24 protein-coding genes and 1 riboswitch are annotated in these 24,971 nt (G+C 72.9%); of the genes, 16 read left to right on the forward strand and 8 right to left on the reverse strand.

The features are described 5' to 3' along the window. Positions 1–30: 30 nt before the first annotated feature. Both ACH45N_RS11285 and ACH45N_RS11290 read left to right on the forward strand, forming a co-directional pair. Entirely contained in the window at positions 31–1,086 is a 1,056-nt protein-coding gene (locus ACH45N_RS11285) for an NADPH-dependent oxidoreductase (RefSeq protein WP_397393643.1), read from the forward strand. An 85-nt stretch (positions 1,087–1,171) separates the two neighbouring features. Beyond that, positions 1,172–2,191 carry an aldo/keto reductase gene (locus ACH45N_RS11290; protein ID WP_397393645.1) on the forward strand — a complete coding sequence of 340 codons (1,020 nt, stop codon included), beginning with the start codon at positions 1,172–1,174 and terminating at the stop codon, positions 2,189–2,191. Positions 2,192–2,251: 60 nt separating this feature from the next. On the opposite strand, the gene ACH45N_RS11295 is transcribed toward ACH45N_RS11290, so the two are convergent. The 5 genes from ACH45N_RS11295 to ACH45N_RS11315 form a co-directional block, all read right to left on the reverse strand. Then, positions 2,252–2,815, reverse strand: coding sequence for a flavin reductase family protein (locus tag ACH45N_RS11295; RefSeq protein ID WP_397393647.1), 564 nt, complete (start codon positions 2,813–2,815; stop codon positions 2,252–2,254). Beyond that, positions 2,812–3,444 carry an NAD(P)H-dependent oxidoreductase gene (locus tag ACH45N_RS11300; RefSeq protein WP_397393649.1) on the reverse strand — a complete coding sequence of 211 codons (633 nt, stop codon included), beginning with the start codon at positions 3,442–3,444 and terminating at the stop codon, positions 2,812–2,814. The genes ACH45N_RS11295 and ACH45N_RS11300 overlap by 4 nt, the downstream gene beginning before the upstream one ends. Positions 3,445–3,754: 310 nt before the next feature. Then, positions 3,755–4,714 (reverse strand): glycosyl hydrolase family 18 protein, encoded by a 960-nt coding sequence (locus ACH45N_RS11305; RefSeq protein ID WP_397393651.1) that lies wholly within the window; start codon positions 4,712–4,714, stop codon positions 3,755–3,757. A gap of 205 nt (positions 4,715–4,919) precedes the next feature. After that, complete coding sequence (locus ACH45N_RS11310; protein ID WP_397393653.1) at positions 4,920–6,368, reverse strand: catalase; 1,449 nt, start codon at positions 6,366–6,368, stop codon at positions 4,920–4,922. Between the two features lie 74 nt (positions 6,369–6,442). Further along, entirely contained in the window at positions 6,443–6,904 is a 462-nt protein-coding gene (locus ACH45N_RS11315; protein ID WP_397393655.1) for a Fur family transcriptional regulator, read from the reverse strand. A 312-nt stretch (positions 6,905–7,216) separates the two neighbouring features. Between ACH45N_RS11315 and infC the strand changes: the two genes are divergently transcribed. The 10 genes from infC (at position 7,217) to ACH45N_RS11365 (ending at position 16,851) form a co-directional block, all read left to right on the forward strand. Then, positions 7,217–8,272: a translation initiation factor IF-3 gene (gene infC / locus ACH45N_RS11320; RefSeq protein ID WP_397393657.1), complete on the forward strand. Its 1,056-nt coding sequence runs from the start codon at positions 7,217–7,219 to the stop codon at positions 8,270–8,272. Positions 8,273–8,375: 103 nt separating this feature from the next. Next, a complete protein-coding gene (gene rpmI, locus ACH45N_RS11325) occupies positions 8,376–8,570 on the forward strand; it encodes a 50S ribosomal protein L35 (RefSeq protein WP_020016628.1) in 195 nt (64 codons plus the stop codon). Between the two features lie 69 nt (positions 8,571–8,639). Continuing rightward, positions 8,640–9,023: a 50S ribosomal protein L20 gene (gene rplT, locus ACH45N_RS11330; protein WP_285101606.1), complete on the forward strand. Its 384-nt coding sequence runs from the start codon at positions 8,640–8,642 to the stop codon at positions 9,021–9,023. Between the two features lie 50 nt (positions 9,024–9,073). Next, positions 9,074–9,922, forward strand: a complete 849-nt coding sequence (locus tag ACH45N_RS11335) for a TrmH family RNA methyltransferase (RefSeq protein WP_397393660.1) — start codon at positions 9,074–9,076, stop codon at positions 9,920–9,922. A 44-nt stretch (positions 9,923–9,966) separates the two neighbouring features. Continuing rightward, entirely contained in the window at positions 9,967–10,593 is a 627-nt protein-coding gene (locus ACH45N_RS11340; RefSeq protein ID WP_397393662.1) for a VanZ family protein, read from the forward strand. Positions 10,594–10,672: 79 nt separating this feature from the next. Then, a complete protein-coding gene (locus tag ACH45N_RS11345; RefSeq protein ID WP_397393664.1) occupies positions 10,673–11,116 on the forward strand; it encodes a hypothetical protein in 444 nt (147 codons plus the stop codon). 44 nt (positions 11,117–11,160) lie between these two features. Then, the gene (gene thpR, locus ACH45N_RS11350) at positions 11,161–11,757 is read left to right on the forward strand and encodes an RNA 2',3'-cyclic phosphodiesterase (protein ID WP_397393666.1); all 597 of its coding nucleotides are present in this window, start codon (positions 11,161–11,163) and stop codon (positions 11,755–11,757) included. Positions 11,758–12,334: 577 nt separating this feature from the next. After that, on the forward strand, positions 12,335–13,402 hold the full coding sequence (pheS, locus tag ACH45N_RS11355) for a phenylalanine--tRNA ligase subunit alpha (protein ID WP_397393668.1): 1,068 nt from the start codon (positions 12,335–12,337) through the stop codon (positions 13,400–13,402). A gap of 1 nt (position 13,403) precedes the next feature. Further along, positions 13,404–15,956 (forward strand): phenylalanine--tRNA ligase subunit beta, encoded by a 2,553-nt coding sequence (pheT, locus tag ACH45N_RS11360; protein WP_397393670.1) that lies wholly within the window; start codon positions 13,404–13,406, stop codon positions 15,954–15,956. Then, complete coding sequence (locus ACH45N_RS11365) at positions 15,949–16,851, forward strand: SDR family NAD(P)-dependent oxidoreductase (protein ID WP_397393672.1); 903 nt, start codon at positions 15,949–15,951, stop codon at positions 16,849–16,851. The genes pheT and ACH45N_RS11365 overlap by 8 nt, the downstream gene beginning before the upstream one ends. Before the next feature lie 264 nt (positions 16,852–17,115). On the opposite strand, the gene ACH45N_RS11370 is transcribed toward ACH45N_RS11365, so the two are convergent. Further along, the gene (locus tag ACH45N_RS11370; RefSeq protein WP_397393674.1) at positions 17,116–18,357 is read right to left on the reverse strand and encodes a GDSL-type esterase/lipase family protein; all 1,242 of its coding nucleotides are present in this window, start codon (positions 18,355–18,357) and stop codon (positions 17,116–17,118) included. A 243-nt stretch (positions 18,358–18,600) separates the two neighbouring features. On the opposite strand from ACH45N_RS11370, the gene ACH45N_RS11375 reads away from it, so the two are divergent. Further along, positions 18,601–19,908 (forward strand): hypothetical protein, encoded by a 1,308-nt coding sequence (locus tag ACH45N_RS11375; protein ID WP_397393676.1) that lies wholly within the window; start codon positions 18,601–18,603, stop codon positions 19,906–19,908. A 126-nt stretch (positions 19,909–20,034) separates the two neighbouring features. After that, a complete protein-coding gene (locus tag ACH45N_RS11380) occupies positions 20,035–21,861 on the forward strand; it encodes a glycoside hydrolase family 15 protein (protein ID WP_397393678.1) in 1,827 nt (608 codons plus the stop codon). Here ACH45N_RS11380 and ACH45N_RS11385 read toward each other — a convergent pair. Continuing rightward, complete coding sequence (locus ACH45N_RS11385) at positions 21,807–22,586, reverse strand: LLM class F420-dependent oxidoreductase (protein ID WP_397393680.1); 780 nt, start codon at positions 22,584–22,586, stop codon at positions 21,807–21,809. The genes ACH45N_RS11380 and ACH45N_RS11385 overlap by 55 nt on opposite strands. A gap of 40 nt (positions 22,587–22,626) precedes the next feature. Further along, positions 22,627–22,719, forward strand: a riboswitch (TPP riboswitch). Here ACH45N_RS11385 and ACH45N_RS11390 point away from each other — a divergent pair. Both ACH45N_RS11390 and ACH45N_RS11395 read left to right on the forward strand, forming a co-directional pair. Then, entirely contained in the window at positions 22,711–23,532 is an 822-nt protein-coding gene (locus ACH45N_RS11390; protein WP_397393682.1) for a TenA family protein, read from the forward strand. (Overlaps the previous riboswitch by 9 nt.) Positions 23,533–23,669: 137 nt before the next feature. Next, positions 23,670–24,101 (forward strand): SRPBCC family protein, encoded by a 432-nt coding sequence (locus tag ACH45N_RS11395; RefSeq protein WP_397393684.1) that lies wholly within the window; start codon positions 23,670–23,672, stop codon positions 24,099–24,101. 59 nt (positions 24,102–24,160) lie between these two features. Here ACH45N_RS11395 and ACH45N_RS11400 read toward each other — a convergent pair whose 3' ends face one another. Continuing rightward, on the reverse strand, positions 24,161–24,919 hold the full coding sequence (locus tag ACH45N_RS11400; protein WP_397393686.1) for a methyltransferase domain-containing protein: 759 nt from the start codon (positions 24,917–24,919) through the stop codon (positions 24,161–24,163). Positions 24,920–24,971: the final 52 nt, after the last annotated feature.

The following is a 24,971-nucleotide window of genomic DNA, read 5'->3' on the forward strand; positions in this document are numbered from 1 at the left end:
CTGGCCTTCCGTCCACCCCACGGAGCACTCATGACAGCCATCGACGCCTTTCTGGTCACCACCCCGACCGAGACAGCTCCCGCACCGTCGGCCCGCCGGCCGACCCGGATCAGCCGAGCACCGCGGGCCCACCAGCCCGGTACCACATCCGAGATCGCGCGCGACGAGGCGCACGACGCCACGCACGACCCCGACCGGCACCCCGGGTCGCCCGAGCACGCCGGGCGGCTCGCCGCCGCGCGCGTCCAGGTCGCCGCCCGCTACGGCGTGACCCCGCGCCGCGCCGACACCGCGGCCCCGCAGGTCTCCGCGACCGTCGCCGCCGCGGCCGACCTCCCGCGGTCCGTGCTGGACGTCCAGCTCGCACACCGCTCGGTCCGGCGGTTCCTGCCCGGGCCGCTGCCGCCCTCCGTGCTGCCCACCCTGGTGGCGGCCGCGCAGTCCGCGCCCACGACGTCGAACCTCCAGCTCTGGAGCGTGGTGGCCGTCACCGACCCGGCCCGCCTCGCCCGCGTGGCCGGGCTGTCCGGCGAACAGGCGCACGTCCGGGACGCGTCGCTCCTGCTGGTGTGGGTGGCCGACGTCGCCCGCGTCCGCACCCTCGCCGAGCGCCGGAACACGGCCGTGCACGCGACGGGGTACCTGGAGACGACGGTCACCGCGTACCTCGACGCGGCGCTCGCCGCCCAGAACGCCATGGTGGCCGCCGAGTCGCTCGGGCTCGGCACCGTCTACATCGGCGGGGTCCGCGACCGGCCCGAGGAGCTCGCGGCCGAGCTGCGGCTGCCCCGGGGCACCGCGCCGGTGGTGGGTCTCGTCGTCGGGCGCCCCGACCCGGCCCGCCCGGGACGGGTCAAGCCCCGGCTGCCGCAGGCCGTGGTGCTGCACCACGAGACCTATGACACGGCGCGCCAGCTCCGTCCGCTGGCGGCCTACGAGAAGCGCATGACCGACTTCTACCGCGAGGAGGGGCTCGACGGCGGCTGGATCGGACGCGCCCTGACCAGGCTGCGCGGGCCCGGTGCCCTGCGCGGGCGGGACCGGCTGCGGTCGGCGCTGGCCGCGCTCGGCATGCCGTCCTGGTGACCCGCCGCCTCGTCCGGGCGTCTCGCCATGCGAGAGCCTGCGGGCGTCCCTTGCCGGCGGCGGGGCGGGGTGGTCGGCTGCGGGCATGACCACTGCCAGCAGTCCCACCCCGCCCGTCCCCACCCGCACCCTGGGTTCCGGCCCGCACGCCCTGACCGTCTCGGCGATCGGGTTCGGTGGCATGTCCGTCGCCGACTCGTACGGCCCGGCCGACGCCGCCGAGGCCGAGGCGGTGCTGCTGCGCGCGCTCGACCTCGGCGTCACCCTGATCGACACCGCCGACGTCTACGGACACGGCCGCAACGAGGAGCTGATCGGGCGCGTGCTGGGCCCGCAGCGCGACCGGATCGTGCTGGCGAGCAAGCTCGGTCTGCCGCCGGCGGGCGGCCACCCCGACGGCCGGCCCGTCGACGGGCGCCCCGAGTACGTGCGCCACGCGATCGACCGTTCCCTGGCCCGCCTGGGCACCGATCACCTCGACCTGTACTACCTGCACCGGGTGGACCCGCAGGTTCCGGTCGAGGAGACCGTCGGCGCGCTGGGCGAGCTGGTCACGGCGGGCAAGGTGCGGGCGGTCGGGCTGTCCGAGGCCGGCGCCGAGACCGTGCGGCGCGCCCACGCCGTGCACCCGATCACGGCCGTGCAGAGCGAGTACTCGCTCTGGACCCGCGACCCGGAGGACGCCGTCCTGCCCGCGCTGCGGGAGCTCGGTATCGGGTTCGTGCCGTTCTCCCCGCTGGGCCGCGGCATCCTGACAGGCACCGTCGACTCGACCGACACGCTCGCCGCCGACGACGTGCGCCGCAGCCACGCCCGCTACGCCGGCGAGGCGTTCGAGCACAACCGCGCGCTGGTGCGGTCCCTGGAGTCGCTGGCCGCGGAGCGCGGCGTCACCACGGCCCAGCTCGCCCTGGCGTGGCTGCTCGCGCAGGGCGACGACGTGGTGCCCATCCCCGGCACCAAGCGGCTGCGGTACCTGGAGCAGAACGTCGCGGCGGCCTCGCTGACCCTGTCGGCCGACGACGTCGCGGCGATCGGCGCGGTCATCCCGCGCGAGGCCGTCCAGGGCGTCCGGCACCCCCGCCCGGACCTCCTGGAGGCGTGACCGGGGGCGCCGGAGCGCTGGCCGGGCATCGTGACCCCGGCCGGCGCTCCGGCGCTCGCGTCAGATCGTCGTGTCGTCGCCGATGCGGTGGTACGCGCGGTTCTTGTACACCAGGGGAGATGCTGCGGGCTCGCCGCCGGCCTCCGTGAGGCTGGACGCCAGAGCACGCAGCGAGACGAGGTAGCTGTCGCCGATCGGCGTGCGCTGCACCACCCGGGCCCGGAACCAGGACACCGCGCCGTCGATGACCGGCTCGCCCGTGGGCAGCGGCGTCCAGCCGCCGTCGGCGAACCGGTCGATGCCGCTGGTGGCGAAGCGGGCGGAGACGTCGTCCTGATGATCGGCGAGGAAGCTGACCGCCAGCGTGCTGGCCTCGGAGATCGCGGGCCACGACGACGAGGTCGAGGCGAGGGAGAACGCGAGCAGCGGCGGAGCCGCGGAGACCGAGATGACGGACGTGGCGGTGAAGCCGACGGGCCGGTCCTCGTGCAGCAGCGCGACGACGGCGACGCCGGCCGGGTGGTTGCGGAAGACCGTCTTGAACTCGTCGGGGCTGAGCTGGGGCTCGTCCTGCTGGGCCAAGAGCTCCTCCAGGGCGGACAGGTCGATGTTCTCGGCGGTCATCGCGCGACCTCCTCGACGCCGGCACCGGCCGGGACGCCGGCACCCACTCCGGCCGGAACCCGCGCCGGGACGACGACGCCGGGGCCCGTCGCCCGCCGCAGCGGCTCGCCGGCCCGGCTCAGCCAGGCGCCGATCACGCCGTCGAGGTCGGCGAGCTGGCTCTCCGTGACGGTCAGCGAGCGGGCCGGCACCACGGCGCCCAGCTCGACGAGCACGGGCCGCAGGTGCACCTCCCCGGCCAGCGCGTGCGCGGGGTTGCCCGAGACCACGAGCGGGACGGCGACCACGCCGGCCAGGCCGTCGGGGCCGTACAGGTCGAGGAAGGCCTTGAGCAGGCCGGTGTAGGCCGCCTTGTAGACGGGCGTGGCGATCACGGCGACGGTGGCGCCGGCGAGGCGCTCCTTCGCGGCGTCGGCCTCGGGGTGCTCGGCGGCGAGGATCTGGTCGGCGAACGTGGCCAGGTCGATCGTCGCGACGTCGTCGATGCCCAGGTGCGCGGCGATCCGGTGCGCCGCCGCCTCGGCGGCGCGCGGGGTGCGCGACCCGGGACGGGGGTTCCCGGAGACGATCACGACGGTGGGTGCGGGCGGGGCGGTGGTCGGTGCGGTCGGTGCGGTCGGTGAGGTCATGGGAGGGCTCCTCGCAACGTGTTGAGCTCGGTGGTCGCGCGGTGGGCGGTTGACCGTGAGGGAGGTATAGGCGGCGAATCGGAGGATGACCAGGAGGAGACCCGGACTTCTCACTATCCGGACCGTTCCCTGGACGGAGCGCCGGCCGAAGGCGCGCGCCAACCCCTTCCCGTCACGATGGAACTCGCCCTGCCGGTCGCAGATTCCCGTGCTGCCCGCGCCGCGGGCTGCACCCGGCGGTCGGCAAAACGTCAGGTGGTCGGCAGCTCGAGCTGCCGACCACCTGACCAACTACCGACCGTCTGACGTCCTACCGACCACCCACGACGTCCGCCACGTGCGCGAACCAGGACTCCCGGCCGCCGCCGTCGTACCCCACGGAGTTGAAGTACTCCCAGCCGAAGACGCCGCCGAAGTCCGGGTGCCGGTCCACCAGGGTGCCGACCGTGGCGTCGAACGTGGCCGGGTCCACGTACCCGCTGCAGTTGCCGGGGTTGGTCACGGTGCCCGCCACGACGCGGCCCGGCGTGAAGCCGTTGGCGAGGATCTGGTCGTACACCGTCGTGGTGCGCAGGTCGCCCCAGCCGCAGTAGAACTGGGTGTTGTACCAGTCGATCCGGTCGCCGGCCTGCCGCTCCAGCTCGGCGTAGGAGAACCCGCCCGAGAAGCTGCTGCGGCCTGCCATGTCGGTGGCGACGGGTGTCAGGGTGACCACGAAGTCCGGGCCGAAGTCGGCCCGGAGCGCGTCGACCAGGTGGATCGTGTCGGCCAGGGAGAACGTCTCCTCGATGTCGAGGTCCACGCCGTCGAGGTCGTGGGCGCGCAGGAAGTCGCGCAGCACCGGGTAGAACCGGTCGAAGTCCTCCCGCAGGTAGCGGTAGGTGCCGGGGGCGGCGCCGCCGAGGAACGCGCTGACCGTGACCCCCTGGTCCTGCATGGTCGCGAGGTCGTCCCACATGACGCCGAGCTCGGCGTGGTCGGCCGGGAGGTCGTTCACCGTGAGGGACGCGTCGGCGTTCAGGTGGATCGCGCCCACGTTGACGTCCGTGACCGAGCCGAGCAGCGGCTTGGGGTCCACGTAGCGGCGGACGCCGTCCGAGCCGGTCTCGTAGATCGTCTGGTAGAAGGCGATGACCCGGTGGTCGGCAGCGGTGGCCGACGCCGGCTCCTGCGTCTCTTCGAGGGCGGTGCCCGCGGGGCCCGCGGCGGCGGTCAGTGCCAGCAGGCCGGCCGTCAGCGCGGCGCCCAGTCGGACGAGCGATCGGGACATCGGTGACTCCCTTTCTCCAGACGATCCCGGGCGGTGCACCGCCGAAACGCTTACGGAGCACCCCTGGGACCGTAGGCGGCCCCTCCGCCGTCGGACAAGGAGGACCGACGCACCATGGGGATATCCCTCATGCCGGTACGGCAGAGGCCGGGCCCCCTCGCGGGGAGCCCGGCCTCGGCGTCGTGCGGAAGCGTGCAGGGGAGCGTCAGGAGGCGACGGCGGCGCGCAGCTTGGCGCCGAGCTCCTCGTCCACGTTCGTCCAGTACTGGAAGAAGCGCTCACGGATCTCGTCGATCGTGATCGACCGGCCCTGGCCGGTCAGCGTCTCCAGCAGGCGGGCCTTGGCGCCGTCGTCGTACACCTCGCGGTAGAGCGTGCCCGGCTGACCGAAGTCGCTGTCCTCGCTGTGCAGCGTGGCCGCGGTGCGCACCAGCTCACCGTCCGACTCCCAGGCGCCGTCGTGCCCGCGGGCCGGGTCGGCGACGGGGCCGCCGAACGAGTTCGGCGCGTAGTTGGGCGTGCCCACCTCGTTGAAGTGGTGGCGCTGCGAGCCGTCCTGCGAGTAGTTGTGCACCGGCGCGGCATGCGGCTGGTTCACCGGCACCGACTGGTAGTTGGTGCCCACGCGGTAGCGCTGCGCGTCCGGGTAGGAGAACACGCGGGCCATCAGCATCTTGTCGGGCGAGATGTCCGTGCCCGGGACCTGGTTGGCCGGGGACAGCGCGATCTGCTCGATCTCCGCGAAGTGGTTCTTCGGGTTGCGGTTCAGCGTGAAGTGGCCGAAGTGGATCAGCGGGTAGTCCGCGTGCGGCCAGACCTTCGTCAGGTCGAACGGGTTGAACCGGTACGTCTTCGCGTCCTCGTACGGCATGACCTGGACCTTGATGTCCCAGACCGGGTTGTCGCCGCGCTCGATCGCCTCGTACAGGTCGCGGCGGTAGTAGTCGGCGTCCGCCCCGGCGATCTTCTCGCCCTCCTCGCCGCTCAGGAACTTGACGCCCTGGCGGGAGATGAAGTGGTACTTGACCCAGAACTTCTCGCCCGCGGCGTTGGTCCAGAGGTAGGTGTGCGAGCCGTAGCCGTTCAGCTCGCGCCACGAGGCCGGCAGGCCGCGGTCGCCCATGAGGTAGGTGACCTGGTGCGCCGACTCCGGCGACAGGGTCCAGAAGTCCCACTGCATGTCGGCGTCGCGCAGGCCCGACCACGGCAGGCGCTTCTGCGAGTGGATGAAGTCCGGGAACTTGATCGCGTCGCGGATGAAGAACACCGGCGTGTTGTTGCCGACGATGTCGAGGTTGCCCTCGGTCGTGTAGAAGCGCAGCGCGAAGCCGCGCACGTCACGCCAGGTGTCGGGGGAGCCCATCTCGCCGGCGACGGACGAGAAGCGCAGGGCCACCTCGCCCTTCGCGCCCGGCTGGAAGGCCGCCGCGCGCGTGTACTGCGACACGTCCCCGGTGATCTCCCACTCACCGAAGGCGCCACCGCCCTTGGCGTGCACGATCCGCTCCGGGATGCGCTCGCGGTTGAACTGGGCGAGCTTCTCGACCAGGTAGCGGTCGTGGAGGACCGTGGCGCCGTCGGCGCCGACGGTCAGCGAGTGCGCGTCACTGGCGACCGGCGTACCGGTCTGCGTGGTGGTGTAGGGAGTAGTCATTCAGACGTGCCTTCCTCTGCTGCTGCTTGCGGGGGTTCTTGCGGGGTTCCAGCGGGGCTGGAAGGTCTGTGCGGTCAGGGCCGCGCGGTGCGGTCCGCGTCGGGTGCCGTGCCGCGGCAGTCGGCACACAGGCCCCAGTAGGTCACCTCGGCGGTCTCGACCACGAACCCGTGGTCGTCGCTCGGGGTGAGGCAGGGCGCGTGGCCCACCGTGCAGTCCACGTCGCCGATGGCGCCGCAGGAGCGGCACACGATGTGGTGGTGGTTGTCGCCGGTGCGGCGCTCGTAGCGGGCAGGGTGCCCGGCAGGCTCGATGCGCCGCAGGAGCCCGGCGTCGGTCAGCGCGTGCAGGAGGTCGTAGACCGCCTGCACGGAGACGGTGCCGAGCTCGGCGCGGACCGAGCCCAGGACGGCGTCGGCCGTGGCGTGCTGGTTCTCGCCCACCGCGCGCAGCGCCGCCACACGGGCGGCGGTCACACGCAGGCCGGCGCCCCGGAGGAGCTCCTCGGGCGACACGGCGGGGGCGGTGGACGTCATGGCCGACAGCCTAGGCCTTAAACTGGAATCATTCCAGTTGAGTGGGGCAACGGGTTTCGCCCGCCGGAAGGAGGCGAGTTTCGCCCGCCGGAAGGAGGGCGGCCGACCTCACACCCGGCCGCGTGGCGGGTGCTCTCCTCCTCCTGGTATCGTTGAGGGACGACCGACCCGGTGTGAGCCGGGTGCGCAAAGTGGATTCCATCCCACCCGAGTCACGACCGTGCACCGCAAGGTGCCGACAGAGGCCGGGTCCTTGGTCGGGTACGAAGGTCCGGCGGTGCTGTTGCCGGGCCAGCGTGTCCTTTCCTCGTGATGGCCTCCACCTGTGTTCAGGGCGGGGGCCATTTCCCGTTCCTGGTGGTCCATCAACGACTTCTTAGGAGCATCACCATCACCGAGCCTCGCATCAACGACCGGATCCGTGTCCCCGAGGTCCGACTCATCGGTCCTGGCGGGGAGCAGGTCGGCGTGGTTGCCACGGCGGTCGCCCTGAAGCTCGCCCAGGACGCTGACCTCGACCTCGTCGAGGTCGCGCCGGACGCCCGCCCGCCCGTCGCCAAGCTCATGGACTTCGGCAAGTTCAAGTACGAGTCCGACATGAAGGCGCGAGAGGCCCGGCGCAACCAGGCGAACACGGTCCTCAAGGAGATCCGTTTCCGCCTCAAGATCGACCCGCACGACTACGGCACCAAGAAGGGCCACGTCGAGCGGTTCCTCTCGGCCGGCGACAAGGTCAAGGTCATGATCATGTTCCGCGGTCGCGAGCAGTCGCGCCCGGAGATGGGTCGTCGCCTGCTGGAGCGCCTGGCGGAGGATGTCGCCGATCTCGGTTTCGTCGAGTCCATGCCCAAGCAGGACGGCCGCAACATGACCATGGTCCTCGGGCCGGTCAAGAAGAAGGCGGACGCCAAGGTCGAGCAGCGCAAGCGCGCGGCCGAGGTGAACGCCGGCCGGATGACCAAGTCCGAGGCCAAGGCCCAGGCGCGTGCGGTCGACGGGGCCGACGCCGCGGAGCCCGCCGAGGACCAGGTCGACGAGACGGTCGAGACCGTGGTCGAGGAGCCCGCGGTCGCGGCTGCTCCGGAGCCCGTCGAGGCCCCGGCCGTCGAGCCCGAGCCCGAGCCTGTCGTCGAGGCCGAGGCCGAGGCCGAGCCAGTCGTCGAGGCCGAGCCGGTCGTCGAGCCCGAGCCCGCCGCCGAGGCGCCTGCCCCGGCAGCGCCGAAGCCGGCCGTCAAGCCTGCGGCGAAGACTGCCTCCAAGCCGGCAGCGAAGCCCGCCGCCAAGGCAGCTCCCAAGCCGACCCCGGCCCCCAAGCCGGTGCCGAAGCCTGTGGCTCCCAAGCCGCGTGCGCCGCGCAAGGCCGGCTGAGACCGAGGTCCCCAAGACCACCACGACACCGGGCCGGCTGACCGGCCCAGGTACACGTCGCCGTTCCAGCAACGGTCGACCGACATGAGGAGAGACGGCAGTCATGCCGAAGAACAAGACGCACTCCGGCTCCAAGAAGCGGTTCCGGGTCACGGGTAGCGGCAAGGTCATGCGCGAGCAGACCAACGCCCGCCACTACCTCGAGCACAAGTCCAGCCGCCGTACGCGTCGTCTGGCCGTGGACCAGGTCGTCGCGCCTGCCGACGTCAAGAAGATCAAGAAGCTGCTCGGTAAGTGACCCCCGTGGCGCGCGCCTGACGCGCGCCGCCCGGAACCCTTCCAGCCCCGAAGTAACAAGGAGTCTCACGTGGCACGCGTGAAGCGGGCAGTCAATGCCCAGAAGAAGCGCCGTACGACCCTCGAGCGCGCCGCCGGTTACCGCGGCCAGCGCTCGCGCCTCTACCGGAAGGCGAAGGAGCAGGTCACCCACTCGCTCGTCTACGCCTACCGTGACCGGAAGGCGCGCAAGGGCGACTTCCGCAAGCTGTGGATCCAGCGCATCAACGCTGCGTCCCGCGCGGAGGGCCTGACCTACAACCGCCTCATCCAGGGCCTCAAGGCCGCTGGTGTCGAGGTCGACCGCCGCATGCTCGCCGAGCTCGCGGTCAACGACGTGGCGGCGTTCAACGCCCTCGTCCAGGTCGCCAAGGACGCGCTGCCGGCGGACGTCAACGCCCCGGCCGCTGCCTGAGGTTGAGCATCTCACCGGACGCCCGGACAGTGTCCTCCTCGGAGGCACCCGTGCCGCTTGACGTGACGCTCGCGAATCCGCGGGCCGACCGGGTCAAGCAGGTGCGGTCACTGGCCGGGCGTTCGGCGCGCTCCCGGCACGGCCAGTACCTGGTCGAGGGTCCCCAGGGAGTCCGCGAGGTCGTTCGGCACGCCGCGTCGTCGGTCCGGGACGTCTACCTGACGCCGTCGGCCGCGTCGCGCTACACCGAGATCGTCGACGACGCGCGTGCAGCCGGGGTGTTCCTGCACGTCGGCACCCCGGAGGTGCTCGACGGGATGAGTGCGGACGCCCAGGGTGTGCTCGCCGTCGTCCGCTCGACCGCACCCTCGCTGCGCGAGGCGCTCGGCGCGCGGGACCCGGAGCGCGCCGGCCGCCCGCTCCTGGTAGCGGTGCTGGCCACCGTTCGCGACCCCGGGAACGCCGGCACCGTGATCCGCGCCGCGGACGCCGCGGGCGCGGACCTCGTGGTGCTCGCGGGGGAGAGCGTGGACGTGCACAACCCCAAGGTGGTGCGCTCCACCGCGGGGTCGCTGTTCCACCTGCCCGTGGTGACCGGCCTCCCGCTCGACGGCGCGCTGGCGGAGCTGCGTGCCGCCGGGTGCCAGGTCCTCGCCGCGGACGGCACCGGCCCGTTCGACCTCGACGACCTGCTCGACGCCGCCGGCAGCGGCACCGCCCCGGACCTCGCCGGGCCGACGGCCTGGGTCTTCGGCAACGAGGCCTGGGGCCTTCCCGAGGCGGACCGGGCCCTGGCCGACGCCGTGGTGCGCGTGCCGATCCGCGGCCGGGCGGAGTCGCTCAACCTGGCGACAGCCGCGACCGTCTGCCTGTACGCGAGCGGAAGGGCGCAGCGCTGAGGCTGCCCGACGCCGCCGCCGACGTCTGGGGCGCGTGGGGCCAGGTGCTGCGCCCCGCCGCCCTGGCGCTGGTCGTCGCGGTCCTGGCGATCCGCCTGCTCGTGCGGGTCCGGCGCCTGCGGGGCGTCCCGCACGCCCGCGCCTGGCGGCACTCGGTCGCCGAGGTCGGCATGGTCGTGGGCACGGCGCCGTGGGTGTGGATGATCCTCACGCCCCGGCCCGGTGAGCGCGGCCTCTCGCTGGTTCCCTTGCGGGACCTCGCGGACCAGCTCTCGGTCCCGGTCCCCGCGGCAGTGGTGCAGGTGGGCGGCAACCTGCTGGTCCTCGCCGCGCTCGGGTTCTTCCTGCCGGTGCGGTTCGACCTGGTCGCTGGGGCTGGGGCTCGGGCTCGGGCCGGCTCCGGGGCTGGCGCCATGGCCGGGGCCGACCTTCCGTCGGGCGCGCGGTCCGCGGCTGGGTCCGGGTCCGCCCGGCGTACCGCGGCGGTGCTCGCCCGGGTCGCGGTCGTCCTCATCGGGGTCGCCGTGACCGTGGAGGTGCTCCAGTACGTGCTGCGGCTCGGTCGGGTCACCTCCGTGGACGACGTGCTGGTGAACGTCGCGGGTGGCCTGGTCGCGGCGCTGTGCTCGCGTCGGTGGTGGACGGACCGGGTTCCGCTCGGTGCGCGCTGAGGACGCCCGAGCGGGTGACTCTTGCGCTCTGGCGTATCACGTCGCGACGCGGTCACCTACCGTGGGGCAGATGAGGTACATGCCTGATCTGAACCGCATCAGCGAGGCCCTGACCGGAGCGTTCGGCGTGCGGCAGGTGTACGGAGAGCCGATCGAGCGCGAAGGGACCCTCGTGATCCCGGCCGCTCGTGTGGCGACCGGCGGGGGTTCAGGTGGCGGAGGCGGCTCCGAGCCGGGTGGCCGGCACGCCACAGACAGCGGCGCCGAGGGCGAGGCCGGGACGGCCGCCGACGCCGATACCGAGTCGGACGGCGAGGCGGGCACCCTCGGGGAGGGTGGTGGCGGCGGGTTCGGCTTCGGCCGCCGCGCCGAGCCGGCGGGCGCCATCGTCGTGGACGACCAGGGCGTCCGCTGGGTCCCGGCCGTCGACGTGAACCGGATCGTCCTCGGGGGCCAGATCGCCTTCGTGCTCGCGGCCGCCGTGGTCGCGTGGGCCGTGACGCGCCGCCGTCGTCGTCGGTGAGGAATGGGCTCCCCGTCAGGTGGGCCCGCCCCTAGGATCGTCAGGTGCGGTTGTTCACGGCGGTCATCCCGCCCCAGAGCGTCCTTGACCACCTCGGGCTCGCGATCGATGGCGTACCGGCCTCTCCGCGGTGGGTGCCCCGCGAGAGCCTCCACATCACGCTCGCGTTCTACGCGGACCTCCCGGAGGGGACGGTTCCCGAGCTGCGCGACGACCTGTCCGACGTCGCGCGCAAGCACGGGCCCGTCGACCTGCGGCTGCGTGGTGCCGGGTCGTTCGGGGCGCGGGTCCTGTGGATCGGCGTCGACGGCGGCACCGAGGCCCTGAAGGACCTGGCGACCGACTGCCTGTCCGCATCCCCGCGCGAGGTGCCCGACGACGTGAAGCCGCACCGGGCCCACGTCACCGTCGCGCGTGCCCGCACCGGGCAGGTGAAGCCTCCGCGTGGCCGGGACCGCTGGGGCAAGCGGGCCGGTGCCGAGCCGCGGTCGGCGCTGGAGCCCGCCGCCCAGGCGCTCTCCGTGTACGCCGGGCCGGTGTGGACGGCCGACTCGTTCGCGCTCGTCGAGTCCCATCCCGGGGAGGGGCCTCAGGGCGGTCCGCGGTACGAGGTCGTGGAGACCTGGGCGCTCGAGGGCTGACCGGCCTCGGGCGGGTCGGGTGCCGTCTCCACGGCCGGGGCCAGGGCCGCCCCGGCCGTGGAGACCTGACTGTTCGAGGTGCCGTCGCCGGGTGAACCGGACACGCCAGGGAAGAGGCCGTGGCAACGGCCCGCGCGTCCCGCTCGTCCCGCCATCACTCTCGAACATGTGTTCCACATTAACGCACTGGTTCGCGATGTGCCACCGACCGTGATCAAGGACATTGGTACTCGGTGATCTGAGAGCAAACGCCCTAAACGGGCAGATCCGCTTACGGTTTGGTGCGAGGCTATGCCTGCTCACCGACACGACGAAAAAGTGTGCCAAGCCCCACCCGGGGGCTCCCACGAATCGCGTTGCCGGGTCGCGACGGGGCATGGAATGATGGCGCCATGCAGCTACTGACCCGCCGATTTATGCGGCCCGCCACGGGCCGTGCGGCGAGCGCTGCGCGCGGGCACTGAGCTGCCCTGTGGACAACGCGTCCTGAGCCCTGGCGGGCACCTAGACTTCAGATGCCGGTGCGGGTCCCCATGCAGGGATCTGGCCGGCTCCCGAATCCGCCAGGAAGGCAAGCATGTCCACGCCCGATGAGAAGGCACCCATCGATCCGCTCGACGAGGCGGCACTCGACGCCGCGGTCAAGACCGCTCTCGACGACATCGCGAGGGCCGGCGACCTCGACGCGCTGAAGGTCGCCCGCACGCAGCACACGGGCGACCGCAGCGCCCTGGCCCTCGCCAACCGGGGGATCGGCGCACTGCCGGGCCCCGACAAGGCGAAGGCCGGCAAGTTCGTGGGCCCGCGTCGTGGCCGGATCAACCAGGCGATCGCCGCCCGCCAGTCGGAGCTCGAGGCCGAGCGCGACGCGCACGTGCTGCTGGAGGAGACGGTCGACGTCACCCTTCCGGTACGGCGTTCGACGACCGGCGCCCGGCACCCGATCGAGCTGGTCCAGGAGCGCATCGCCGACTTCTTCGTGGGCCTCGGCTGGGAGATCGCCGACGGCCCCGAGGTCGAGGCCGAGTGGTTCAACTTCGACGCCCTGAACTTCGGCCCGGACCACCCTGCCCGCCAGATGCAGGACACGTTCTACGTGGCGGGGCAGGACGGCGCCGACTCGAACCTCGTGCTGCGCACGCACACCTCACCCGTGCAGGCGCGCTCCCTGCTGGAGCGTGGCGTGCCCCTGTACATCGCGTGCCCGGGCAAGACGTTCCGCACGGACGCCCTCGACCAGACGCACACGCCGGTGTTCCACCAGGTCGAGGGTCTCGCCGTCGACAAGGGGCTCACCATGGCCAACCTCGTGGGCACCCTGGACGCGTTCGCCCGGGCGATGTTCGGGCCCGAGGCCAGGACGCGCCTGCGCCCGGCGTTCTTCCCGTTCACCGAACCGTCCGCCGAGATGGACCTGTGGTTCCCGCAGAAGAAGGGCGGCGCCGGCTGGATCGAGTGGGGCGGCTGCGGCATGGTCAACCCGAACGTGCTGCGCGCCGCAGGCGTGGACCCGGACGAGTACACGGGCTTCGCGTTCGGCATGGGCATCGAGCGCACGCTCATGCTGCGGCACTCGATCGCGGACATGCACGACATCGTGGAGGGCGACGTGCGCTTCTCCACCCAGTTCGGGACGGAGATCTGAAGTGCCCCTCATCGTGAAGGACTGGCTCGCGGACCACGTCGAGCTCCCCGCGGACCTGACCGCCGAGCAGCTCGCGGCCGACCTGGTGAAGGTGGGCCTGGAGGAAGAGGCGATCCACGGGGCGGCCGTGACCGGCCCCCTGGTGGTGGGCCGCGTCCTCGAGATGACCCCTGAGCCGCAGAAGAACGGCAAGACCATCAACTGGTGCCGGGTCGACGTCGGGCCCGAGCACAACGACGACGAGGGCGCGCGCGGCATCGTCTGCGGCGCGCACAACTTCGGCGTCGGCGACTACGTCGCGGTCTCGCTGCCTGGCACGGTGCTGCCCGGCCCGTTCCCGATCGCGGCCCGCAAGACCTACGGCCACGTGTCCGACGGCATGATCTGCTCGGTCCGCGAGCTCGGGATCGGCGAGGACCACGACGGCATCCTGGTGCTGACGCGGCACGGGTTCGCCGAGGAGGACCTCACCCCGGGCCAGGACGCGATCGCGCTCCTGGGCCTCGGGGAGGAGGTCCTGGAGATCAACGTGACCCCCGACCGCGGGTACGCCTTCAGCTACCGTGGCGTGGCGCGCGAGTACGCCCACTCCACGGGCGCCAAGTTCACCGACCACGGCCTGGCCACCGGTGCCGAGCCCGCGGCCACCCCGGACGGGTTCGAGGTGCGGGTGCAGGACGACGCGCCGATCAACGGCGTCGTGGGTTGCGACCGCTTCGTGACGCGCGTCGTGCGGGGCATCGACCCGTCGGCACCCACGCCCGCCTGGATGAAGCACCGCCTCGAGGGCTCCGGAATGCGGTCCATCTCCCTCGCGGTCGACATCACGAACTACGTGATGCTCGACCTCGGGCAGCCGCTGCACGCTTACGACCTGGCACAGGTCACGGCGCCGATCGTGGTCCGCCGGGCGACTGCCGGCGAGCGCCTGACCACGCTCGACGACGTCGACCGGGCCCTGGACACCGAGGACCTGCTCATCACCGACTCGCCCGACGGCGCGGGCAGCCGCGTGCTGGGTCTGGCCGGCGTCATGGGCGGAGCCTCGTCCGAGGTCAGCGCGACCACCACCGACGTGCTCGTCGAGGCGGCGCACTTCGACCAGATCACGGTCGCCCGCACCGCCCGCCGGCACAAGCTCCCGAGCGAGGCTGCCAAGCGCTTCGAGCGCGGTGTCGACCCGCTGCTGCCCGCCGTCGCGGCGCAGCGCGTGGTCGATCTGCTGGTCGAGCTCGGCGGCGGTACGGCCGACGCCGCGGTGAGCGACCTCGACGAGACCGGCACGCCCGCCCCGATCGCGCTCAAGATCACCGAGCCCACGCGGCTCTCAGGTGTTGAGTACACCCCGGAGCAGGTGCGCAGCACGCTCGAGGAGATCGGCGCCGTCGTCGAGACCGCCGGCGAGGGGGTGCTCACGGTCACGCCGCCGTCCTGGCGACCCGACCTGACCGAGCCCGCCGACCTGGTCGAGGAGGTCGTGCGCATCCAGGGCTACGGCGAGATCCCGTCGGTGCTCCCGGCAGCGACGGGCGGCCGCGGTCTCACCGCCGAGCAGCGCACGCGACGGTCGGTCGCGCGCGCCCTCGCCGAGGCCGGTTTCGTCGAGACCCTCAGCTACCCGTTCGTGGGCACGCCCGAGTACGACGCGCTCGGCCTGCCGGCCGACGACCCGCGTCGTGTCTCGGTCCGCCTCGTCAACCCGATGGCGGACGACAAGCCGCTGATGCGGTCCAACCTGCTGGTCACGCTGCTGGAGACCGTGCGGCGGAACGTGTCGCGTGGTCTCACCGACCTCGCGGTCTACGAGATCGGGCTGGTCACCACCCCGGCGGAGGACGCCCCCGTGGCGCCGACGCTGCCCGGCGGTGTGCGGCCCACCGACGAGCAGCTCGCGGCCCTCGCGGCGGCGGTCCCCGACCAGCCGCGCCGGGTCGCCGGTGTGCTGACCGGCAGGCGCGAGCTCGCCGGCTGGTGGGGCCCGGGCCGGGCCGCCGGCTGGGAGGACGCCCTGGAGGCGGCACGCCTCGTCGCCGAGCGCGCGGGGGTCGACGTCGTCGTCTCCGGCGATCCCGGCCGGATGCCGTGGCACCCGGGACGCTGCGCGCGTCTCGAGCTCACGGACGGGACGCTCGTCGGTCACGCCGGTGAGCTGCACCCCAAGGTCGTCGAGGCGCTGGGGCTGCCCGCGCGGGCGGCGGCGTTCGAGGTGGACCTGACGGTCCTGGTCGGCGCGGCGTCGGGCGAGCCCGTCGTCGCCACGCCGGTGTCCGCGTTCCCCGCGGCCAAGGAGGACTTCGCCTTCGTGGTCGACGGCGACGTGCCCGCAGAGGCCGTGCGGTCGGCGATCGTGGCCGGGGCCGGCGACCTCCTGGAGGACATTGCCCTGTTCGACGTCTTCACCGGGGAGCAGGTGGGCGAGGGCAAGAAGTCGCTCGCGTACTCGCTGCGCCTGCGCGCGGCGGACCGCACCCTGTCCGCCAAGGAGGTCCGCGCGGTGCGTGACGCCGTCGTGGAGTCGGCGGCGGCCGAGGTCGGCGCGGTGCTGCGTGGCTGACGGGTCCGCGGCGGGCGCCGCCCCGGCGGCGGGCACCCCTGCGGGGGCGTCCGCCGTCGTCCCGCCTGCACGCACGGCGCTCGTCACGGGCGCCTCGCGCGGCATCGGCCGGGAGATCGCGCTGGGTCTCGCGCGAGCAGGGGTGCACGTCGCCCTGCTCGCGCGGGACGCGGCGCGGCTCGAGGCCGTGGCCGCCGAGGTCCGGGCCGCCGGGATGGACGCCGTGGTGCTCACCGCCGACGTGTCCGACCCGGCGGCGGTGCGTGCCGCCGTCGAGCAGGCGCAGGACGCGCTCGGCTCCATCGACCTGCTGGTCAACAACGCGGGCGCCATCGAGTCCGAGCACCCGCTGTGGGAGGCCGACCCCGACGAGTGGTGGTCGGTCTTCGAGACCAACGTGCGCGGGCCGTTCCTGTTCAGCCGCTGGACGGTGCCGGGCATGATCGCGCGCGGCGGGGGCCGGGTCGTCGACCTGGCCTCGGGCGCCAGCTCGCACGAGATGCGCGGCGGCAGCTCGGCGTACAACGCGAGCAAGACCGCTCTGCTGCGGATGGGCGCCAACCTGCACGACGACGGGTTCCGCCACGGGATCAGGGTCTTCGAGCTGGCCCCCGGCGTCGTGAAGACCGACATGTCCACGGGCATGACGCTCCACGAGGGCCGTACCGACTGGACCCCCGTCGAGCGCGTGACCGACGTGGTCAATGCGATCGCGGCCGGCGAGCTCGACATGTGCTCGGGCTGGTTCCTGCGGGTCTCGGACGACACGCCCGAGTCGCTGCGGGCGCGGGCGGCCGAGGCCGCGGAGCAGGGCGCCGAGGGCACCGCGCGCCGCCTGCGCGTGCTCCCGGCCGGCAGCGGGGATCCGCTGGCGCGTGCCCTCACGGGCCGCTGACCAGGCTCTTCACGGCCCGCTTCAGCAGGTGCGAACCTGCTGAAGCGGGCTCTCGCGAACCCTGTTGCGTCGGGCCCAACGAACCGAGCTGAAGCGGGCCCTCGCGAACCCGGTCGTGCCTTCACCTTCGAGGCCCGGGTTTCTTCGCTTTGAGCCAGCTCAAAGCGAAGAAACCCGGGCCTCAAAGGTGATCGAGGGTGTCAGCGAGGGCGACGGGGCCGGCCCACGGCCCGCGACCAGCGGCCTGCCTGCGCCCCGTCCCCGTCAGTGGGCCGAGCGCACTGCGCGTGCGAGACGGTCCAGCGGCACCGACCGGGCGATCGCCGTCTGGCCCGCGATGTTCGCGTGTACCCCGTCCCCGCTGTCGTAGGGCGGGTAGATGGAGTTCGGGTTGTTCGGGTCGCGCAGCACGGCGTCGAAGTCGAACACCCCGTCGCAGGTTCCCGAGCAGTTGCCGCCGGCCCGCACGAACTCGTTCACGCCGGCGCGCCGCGCGTTCTGCTCGGCCGTGTAGCCGGGACGCGGCGTGATCGGCGTGACGAAGACCTTGATCCCGGCGGCTCGCAGGCGGGCGAACGTGTCCCGGTAGGCCGCAAGGATCGTCTCGGCGCTGCAGTTGTTCGCGAGGTCGTTGGTGCCGTAGTAGTAGATGACCGCCCGGACGTGGTGCAGCGCGAGAACGTCGCGGTCCAGGCGCGAGACGCCGTCCAGGCCGCCGGCGCCGCAGGCGGGCGCCGCCGTGGTCCCGGCGATCCCCTCGTTGACGACGGCGACCTGACGGGAGGCGGGCAGCTCGTCCACCACCCGCTGCGCGAGCGTGTCGGTCCAGCGCTGGAACACGGCCGGCGGCGGGCAGCCGGTGCCGCAGTTGTCCGCGCCCACGCCGTCGACCACGGAACTGCCGTAGGCGACCACCGTGCCCGTGGTGTCGGGCCCCAGGACGTCCACCGCGCTGACCAGGTAGGTCCAGCCGTGCGTGTCGGGGAACCCGGCGCCGGAGGTGTCGGCGGTCGTGTTGCCGCCGCCCGCCGCCGAGAAGTAGTTGGTGCGTCCGGCCAGGTCGTGGAGCATCATCCGGGTCGGGTTCGCGAGGTAGAAGCTCACGGCCAGGTCGTCCAGGGCGGACGTGGCCAGGTTCACCGGGTCGCTCCAGACCTCGCCGCCGGCGGGGACCGACACCGTGGGCGACCCGCCGAAGGTGACCGTGCGCAGGGTCTCCGGCCGCACGGCCGCGCCCCCGGCGCTCAGCCCCGCGGTGGTCGCGTTCACCACGAGTGGTGCCGTGCCGAACTGGTTCTGCAGCCGGACGCGCAGCGCCGAGCCGCCCTGCGTCAGCCGGGTCACGACCCGGACCGACCGGTTCTGGAACGTCTCCGGACTCAGCCCGGAGCTGCGCTGCTGCGACTGCGTCCAGGACGTCGACCACTCGTCGGCGTCGGGCGCGGACGCGCCGGCGGTGACACTCCCGACGACGGCGACACCGGCCGCCGTGACGAGCGTGATCAAGGTACGTGCAAGGTCTCGGAACACCATCGGTCCACCCGCTTCGTTGCTCGAGTCGTCGCTGATCGAGTACGTGGCGCGGCACCCGAGTGCCGCGTCAGGCGGAACGCCCGCCCGTCGGAACGTATGACCCAGGCACCCGACTGTCAACGCTGTCATCGCCGACCGGGTGACTTTTTGCTGGCGGGCGGACGTGCCCGCTCCTACGGTGAGCAGGCAACCGTCCCCTCGTGCAAGGAGACCATCATGCGCCGTCGTCGCCGCTCCGCACTCGCCGTCGCGAGCCTTGGGCTGGTCGCCCTGCTCGCCACCGCGGGCCAGGCCACGGCAAGCCAGGCCACGGCAAGTCAGGCCACAGCGAACCAGACCCCGTCCGCCCAGGCCGGGCAGTCCGAGGAGGCCGGACAGTCCGAGCAGGCCGGCCTCGCGGCGGCCGCGACGCCGCTCACCGCGGGCAACTTCCGCTACACGCTGTCGCAGACGTCGTCGTCCCTGGTCAGCGCGCTCGACGCGGCGCTGCCGAACGTGTCCGTGGGCGCGGTGGCCGACGACGCGAACCGCACCCCGAGCTGCGGCAGCGCCCCGTCGGTCACGAACCGCACGGCGTACTACTGCTGGAACGCGGGCGACCAGGACACGGACGCCTGGTACCCGCAGGGCATCACCACCAGCTCGGACGCGTATGCCGAGGGCACGTACGACGGCAAGCGGATCAACCTGGTGAGCTGGTACGACCACGCCGAGGACGGTATCGACAAGGGCGTCCGCATCAGCGTGTCGAACCTGTCGGCGAGCGCGTCGGCCCCGCCGTACCGCCACCTGCTGCTGGTGGAGCCGAGCGGCACCGCGGCAGCGCCGTCGTTCAAGCCCATCGACATCCACGCGGGCGGCATCATGTGGTACGGCAACCTGCTGTACGTGGCGGACACGGGCGGCGGCTTCCGGGTGTTCGACCTGGACCACCTGTGGCAGGTCTCGACGGGCGACGGGTCGAAGGTCGGGCGGCAGTCCGACGGTTCGTACCACGCGTTCGACTACAAGTACGTGCTGCCGCAGACGGCGAAGTTCACCGACTCGACGGCGGGCGGGTACGCGCAGCTCCAACACTCCTCGGTCTCGCTGGACCGGACGAGCACGCCGGACTCGGTGGTCGTCAGCGAGTACCGCAGCGCCGACGACATCGAGGCCGGTGCGCAGGTCAGGACGATCCGCGTGCCGATCGACTACACGAACCGGTACCTGAAGCCGGCGTCGGACGGGATCATCAAGGCGACCGAGGCCTACCGGACGGACCTGGAGAGCGTGCAGGGCTCGACGGCGATCAACGGGGAGTTCTTCTTCTCGCAGAGCGACGGCGACACCTTCTCGGACCCGAACTCGGACGGCGACCTGCACACGTTCGCGGCGCCGTCGGGTTCGATCGTGCGGCACGGGAACGCGCTGACCGTGGGGGCGGAGGACCTGTCCTACGACCCGACGCGGGACTACCTGTGGTCGCTCGGTGAGTACCCGGGCTACCGGTGGGTGTACGCGGCGGACGCCTCGTCGTTCTGAGCCTCGCACCGTCCGGGTCAGACGTACAGGTTCACCCTGTGACCTGTGCGTCTGACACGGCGGCGGGGCGGGCCGGCCGCGTGTCGCGTGCTGTTCACCGGGTACCCCCGAACCTAGGGTGGTCCCGTGACGCGTCGCATCGAGGACTACGGGATGGTCGGTGATCTCCAGACCGCCGCACTGATCGGCCGGGACGGATCGATCGACTGGATGTGCCTGCCGCGTTTCGACTCGCCGGCATGCTTCGCTGCGCTGCTCGGCGACGAGCGGAACGGGTCGTGGCGCCTGGGCCCGACGTCGGGCGGCGACTGCACGAGCCGGCGCTACCGGGACGGCACGCTGATCCTCGAGACGGAGTGGGACCTGCCCGAGGGGCGGGTCCGGGTGATCGACCTGATGCCGCCGCGCGGTGACGAGGCCGACCTGGTCCGGATCGTCGAGGGCGTCAGCGGCAGCGTCCCGATGACCACGGAGCTGCGGCTCCGGTTCGACTACGGGAACATCGTGCCCTGGATCACCCAGGACGGGGACGCGCTGCGCGCCGTCGCAGGCCCGGACTCCGTGCGCATCGACTCGGTGGTCCCGATGGCGCACGAGGGCGTGACCGACGGGTCGGTGCTGCGCGCCGAGTTCACCGTGGGGCCGGGCGACCGGGTGCCGTTCGTCCTGAACTACCACGCGTCCCACCTGGAGACCCGGGACCCGGTCGACCCGGAGGCGGCGCTGCGCGACACCGAGGACTTCTGGCGGTCCTGGCTCGAGGGCTGCAGCTACACCGGCCGCTGGCCCGACGCCGTGCACCGCTCGCTGATCACGCTGAAGGCCCTCACGTATGCCCCGACGGGGGCGATCGCCGCGGCGGCCACGACGTCCCTGCCCGAGCAGCTCGGGGGCAGCCGCAACTGGGACTACCGGTACTGCTGGCTGCGCGACGCCGGCCTCACGCTGCAGGCCCTGATCGGCACGGGCTTCATCGACGAGGCGCGCGAGTGGCGGGCGTGGCTCCTGCGGGCCGTGGCGGGCGACCCGGCGGACCTGCAGATCATGTACGGGCTCGACGGTCGGCGCCGGCTGCCGGAGTACACGCTCGACTGGCTGCCGGGCTTCGAGGGTTCCGCGCCGGTCCGGATCGGCAACGACGCGGCCAGCCAGCTCCAGATCGACGTGTGGGGCGAGACGCTGGACGCCCTGCACCAGGCCCGCGAGGCGGGGCTGGAGCAGGACCAGGACGTGTGGCGGCTGCAACGGGCCCTGCTGGAGCACCTCGAGGAGCACTGGGACGACCTCGACAACGGGCTCTGGGAGGTGCGCGGCCCGCGCCAGGCGTTCGTGCACTCGCGCGTCATGGCCTGGGCGGGGTTCGACCGGGCCGTGCGGGCGGTCGAGAAGTACGGCCTGGTGGACGAGCCCGTCGAGCGGTGGCGCGCCGTGCGCGACCGGATCCACGACGACGTCTGCACCCACGGGTTCGACGCCGCACGGAACACGTTCACGCAGTTCTACGGGTCGGACGGGCTCGACGCCGCGCTGCTGCTGATCGGCCAGGTCGGCTTCCTGCCCTGGGACGACCCCCGCGTCATCGGCACGGTGGACGCCGTCCAGCGCGAGCTGGGTCAGGACGGGCTGTTGCGGCGGTACCACAACGAGGCCGACGACCGCGTGGACGGCCTGCCCGGCTCCGAGGCGACGTTCCTGGTGTGCAACTTCTGGCTGGTCGACGCGCTGCACGGCATCGGCCGCGTCGACGAGTCGGTCGCCCTGTTCGAACGGCTGCTCGCCGTGCGCAACGACCTGGGGCTGCTCAGCGAGGAGTACGACCCGGCCACCGGCCGGCACCTCGGCAACACACCCCAGGCGTTCAGCCACCTGGGCCTGGTCAACAGCGCGCTGCGCCTGGGTCAGCCCCGCGAGTCGCGCCAGGCGACCCAGTCCGTGACCGTCGACAGGTCGTAGTCCGGGCCGCTCACCCCGACGGTGAACAGCGTGGCCCCGGCCGCCACCAGCGCCTCGCCGTCCACCGCGGGCGAACCCTGCGCCTGCACCGAGCGCTCGACCAGGTTCGCCGTGTCGCGCCCGACGGCGGCGCCGTGCTCGTCGAGGATCGCGGACTTGCTGGTCAGGGTCTGCACGTCGCCGAAAGCGTGCCAGATGTCGGCGTGCTCGGCCACGATCCGCAGCGTCTTGCGCACGCCACCGCCGCCGATCAGGACCGGGATCTCGCGTGACGGCGCCGGGTTGCCGGCCGCCAGCCGGGCCTTGATCCGCGGCATCGCGTCGGCCAGGCTCGCGATCCGCGACCCCGGCGTGCCGAACTCGTAGCCGAACTCGTCGTAGTCCTTCTCGAACCAGCCGGCGCCCAGGCCCAGGATCAGCCGCCCGCCCGAGATGTGGTCGACCGTCCGTGCCATGTCCGCCAGCAGGTCCGGGTTGCGGTAGCCGATGCCGCTCACGAGGGCGCCGATCTCCACGCGCTCGGTCTGCTCTGCCCACGCGCCGAGCATGGTCCAGCACTCGAAGTGCTTGCCCTCGGGGTTGCCCCGCAGCGGGAAGAAGTGGTCCCAGTTGAAGATGATGTCGACGCCCGCGTCCTCGGCGCGGAGCACCGCGTCGCGGATCGCGGGGTAGTCGGCGTGCTGGGGCTGGAGCTGGACACCGATGCGGATCGGGCGGTCTGTCATGGCGGCAGCCTACGACCCGCGGCATCCGGTAGCGTCTGCGGCACGTGACACGGGGTGCCCTGCCCGGGCTGAGACCACACCCGTCGAACCTGATCCAGATCATGCTGGCGAAGGGATGTCCATCGTGACTTCTTCTGTTGTCCCCGTTTCCACCGAGACCCCGGCCGACGCCGTGCCGTCCGACCCGAGCGTGCCGTCCGACCCGAGCGTGCCGTCCGACCCGAGCGTGCCGTCCGACCCCGCCGTCGTCCGCCCCTTCACCGAGGAGGCGTGGGAGCGCATCGCGGGCTGGCGCGACGCCGTCGAGCACATGCCGTTCGTCCGGGCGCTCGCGGACGGCTCGCTGCCCGCCGAGGCGTTCGCGTTCTACCTCGCCCAGGACGCCGCCTACCTGCGCGAGTACTCGCGCGTCCTGGCGCGCGCCGCGCAGGGGGCGCCCGACCCGGCGGCGCAGGGCTTCCTCGCGCGGTCGTCCGTGACGGCGCTGGAGGTCGAGACGGCGCTCCACCGCGACTGGCTGGGCGCCCACGCCGGGTTCGCGGCGGGCGACGTCGCCGCGGTCGAGCCGTCCCCGGTGACCGCGGCCTACACCGGCCACCTGCACGCCGCGGCGTCGGGCAGCTATGCCGAGGCCGTCGCCGCGCTCCTGCCCTGCTACTGGCTCTACGCGCACGTCGGGAGCGTGCTCGTGGACCTGGCCGGACGCCGGCCCGGCGGCCTGGCGGGCCACCCGTACGCGACCTGGATCGGCACCTACGGCGACGAGGCCTTCCAGGAGTCGACCCGGCAGGCCCGCCGCCTGGCCGACGAAGCGGCTCGCTGGGTCTCCCCGGACGAGCGCCGGCGCATGCTGCGGGCGTTCGAGATCTCGTCGGTGCACGAATACCTCTTCTTCGAGCAGGGCCTGACCGCCCCCGCCTGGCCGACGCCGCCCGTGCTGACCTGAGGCGGGTCGGCCTCGGGCGCGTCCGTCTCGGGCGCGTCCGCCTCAGGCGTGTCGGCCGGGCGCGAGATCGTGCCCCGAGGTCGAGACTAGGGGGTGACGCCGGCCGCCGGCGTCACCCCTCCAGGACAGGAGCACCGATGCCGAGCTACAGCACCACCGCCGTGATCGACGCCTCGCCCGAGGCTGTCTGGGCGGTCTTGTCCGACGTCGAGCACATGCCCGACTGGACGTCGTCCATGACGTCGGTCGAGATCATCGACGGGCCCAACCCGCCGGACGTCGGCACGCAGGTGCGGATCGAGCAGCCCAGGCTGCCGCTCGCGATCTGGCTGATGGACGAGTGGGACCCGCCGCGCCACTTCGCGTGGATCAGCGAGGCACCGGGCCTGACCACGCAGGCGGAGCACCTGGTCGAGCCCCTGCCCGACGGCCGCTCCCGCGTGACGCTCGCGATCACGCAGACCGGCTCGCTGGCCTGGCTGCTCGGCAACCTGGTGCGGCGGCGCACGCGGCGGTACGTCGACACCGAGCTCGCCGGGCTCGAGGCCCGGGTCACCCAGCAGGGCTGACGCCGCGCGCGCGCCGTGCGCCGCGCCGCCGTCGGACGCCGCCTCAGGCCGACGCCGCCTCAGGCTCGCGTGGCCACCGCGAACACCCGGCGGAACGCCAGCGGCGTGCCGTGCGTGCGCTCGGGGTACGCCTCTCGGAGCGCCGCGCCGAACTCCTCCTCGAACCGGGCACGCAGGGCCGGGTCCTTCGCCTCCAGCGCCTGGAGGGTGGGCTGCGCCCCGGTCGCCGAGATCCAGCGCAGCACCGGGTCCGGCCCCTGCAGCACGTGCGTGTACGTGGTCTCCCACGCGTCGACGGCCCAGCCCGGCCGGGCCAGGATCTCCAGGTACTCGGCCGGGTCGGCGGTGGCCCGCCGCTCGACCGGCCCGACGACGTCGGCGTACGGCGCGCGGGCGGCGACCTCCCGCAGGAGCCGGTGGCTGGGCGCGTCGTGGTTGCCCGGTACCTGGAACGCGAAGGTCTGCGTGGCGCGGTCGGCGAGCGCCGTGAGGAGCTCGCGGTGCCCCGGGACCCACTGCAGCGCCGCGTTGCTGATGACGAGGTCGGCGGTGTGCCCGTCGGTGGCGAGGTCGGCCAGCACGTACTCCGTGGCCGGGTCGGTGGCGCGGGCCTGCTCGATCATGGAGGGTGAGGCGTCCACCCCGGTGACGCGGGCCTCGGGCCAGCGGGCGCGGAGCACGGCGGTGAGGTGACCCGGGCCGCAGCCCAGGTCGACGATCGTTGCCGGCGACCCGGGCACGCGGGCGACCAGCTCCGTGAACGGCCGCGACCGCTCGTCCGTGTACTGCAGGTAGGCGCCGGGGTTCCAGTCGGCCATCACAACTCCTCGCCGTCGAGTATCTTGACGTCAAGATACATCATGCGCGACA

Origin of the sequence: Promicromonospora sp. NPDC019610 (genome assembly GCF_044389365.1) — a bacterium.
In the GTDB taxonomy this organism is placed as follows: domain Bacteria; phylum Actinomycetota; class Actinomycetes; order Actinomycetales; family Cellulomonadaceae; genus Promicromonospora.

Excerpts from the sequence above, each read along its gene's own strand:
- ACH45N_RS11285 (WP_397393643.1), top strand. The coding sequence starts at position 31 with ATGACAGCCATCGACGCCTTTCTGGTCACCACCCCGACCGAGACAGCT.
- ACH45N_RS11290 (WP_397393645.1), top strand. The coding sequence starts at position 1,172 with ATGACCACTGCCAGCAGTCCCACCCCGCCCGTCCCCACCCGCACCCTG.
- ACH45N_RS11295 (WP_397393647.1), bottom strand. The coding sequence starts at position 2,815 with ATGACCGCCGAGAACATCGACCTGTCCGCCCTGGAGGAGCTCTTGGCC.
- ACH45N_RS11300 (WP_397393649.1), bottom strand. The coding sequence starts at position 3,444 with ATGACCTCACCGACCGCACCGACCGCACCGACCACCGCCCCGCCCGCA.
- ACH45N_RS11305 (WP_397393651.1), bottom strand. The coding sequence starts at position 4,714 with ATGTCCCGATCGCTCGTCCGACTGGGCGCCGCGCTGACGGCCGGCCTG.
- ACH45N_RS11310 (WP_397393653.1), bottom strand. The coding sequence starts at position 6,368 with ATGACTACTCCCTACACCACCACGCAGACCGGTACGCCGGTCGCCAGT.
- ACH45N_RS11315 (WP_397393655.1), bottom strand. The coding sequence starts at position 6,904 with ATGACGTCCACCGCCCCCGCCGTGTCGCCCGAGGAGCTCCTCCGGGGC.
- infC (WP_397393657.1), top strand. The coding sequence starts at position 7,217 with ATGGCCTCCACCTGTGTTCAGGGCGGGGGCCATTTCCCGTTCCTGGTG.
- rpmI (WP_020016628.1), top strand. The coding sequence starts at position 8,376 with ATGCCGAAGAACAAGACGCACTCCGGCTCCAAGAAGCGGTTCCGGGTC.
- ACH45N_RS11345 (WP_397393664.1), top strand. The coding sequence starts at position 10,673 with ATGCCTGATCTGAACCGCATCAGCGAGGCCCTGACCGGAGCGTTCGGC.
- pheS (WP_397393668.1), top strand. The coding sequence starts at position 12,335 with ATGTCCACGCCCGATGAGAAGGCACCCATCGATCCGCTCGACGAGGCG.
- ACH45N_RS11375 (WP_397393676.1), top strand. The coding sequence starts at position 18,601 with ATGCGCCGTCGTCGCCGCTCCGCACTCGCCGTCGCGAGCCTTGGGCTG.
- ACH45N_RS11385 (WP_397393680.1), bottom strand. The coding sequence starts at position 22,586 with ATGACAGACCGCCCGATCCGCATCGGTGTCCAGCTCCAGCCCCAGCAC.
- ACH45N_RS11395 (WP_397393684.1), top strand. The coding sequence starts at position 23,670 with ATGCCGAGCTACAGCACCACCGCCGTGATCGACGCCTCGCCCGAGGCT.
- ACH45N_RS11400 (WP_397393686.1), bottom strand. The coding sequence starts at position 24,919 with ATGGCCGACTGGAACCCCGGCGCCTACCTGCAGTACACGGACGAGCGG.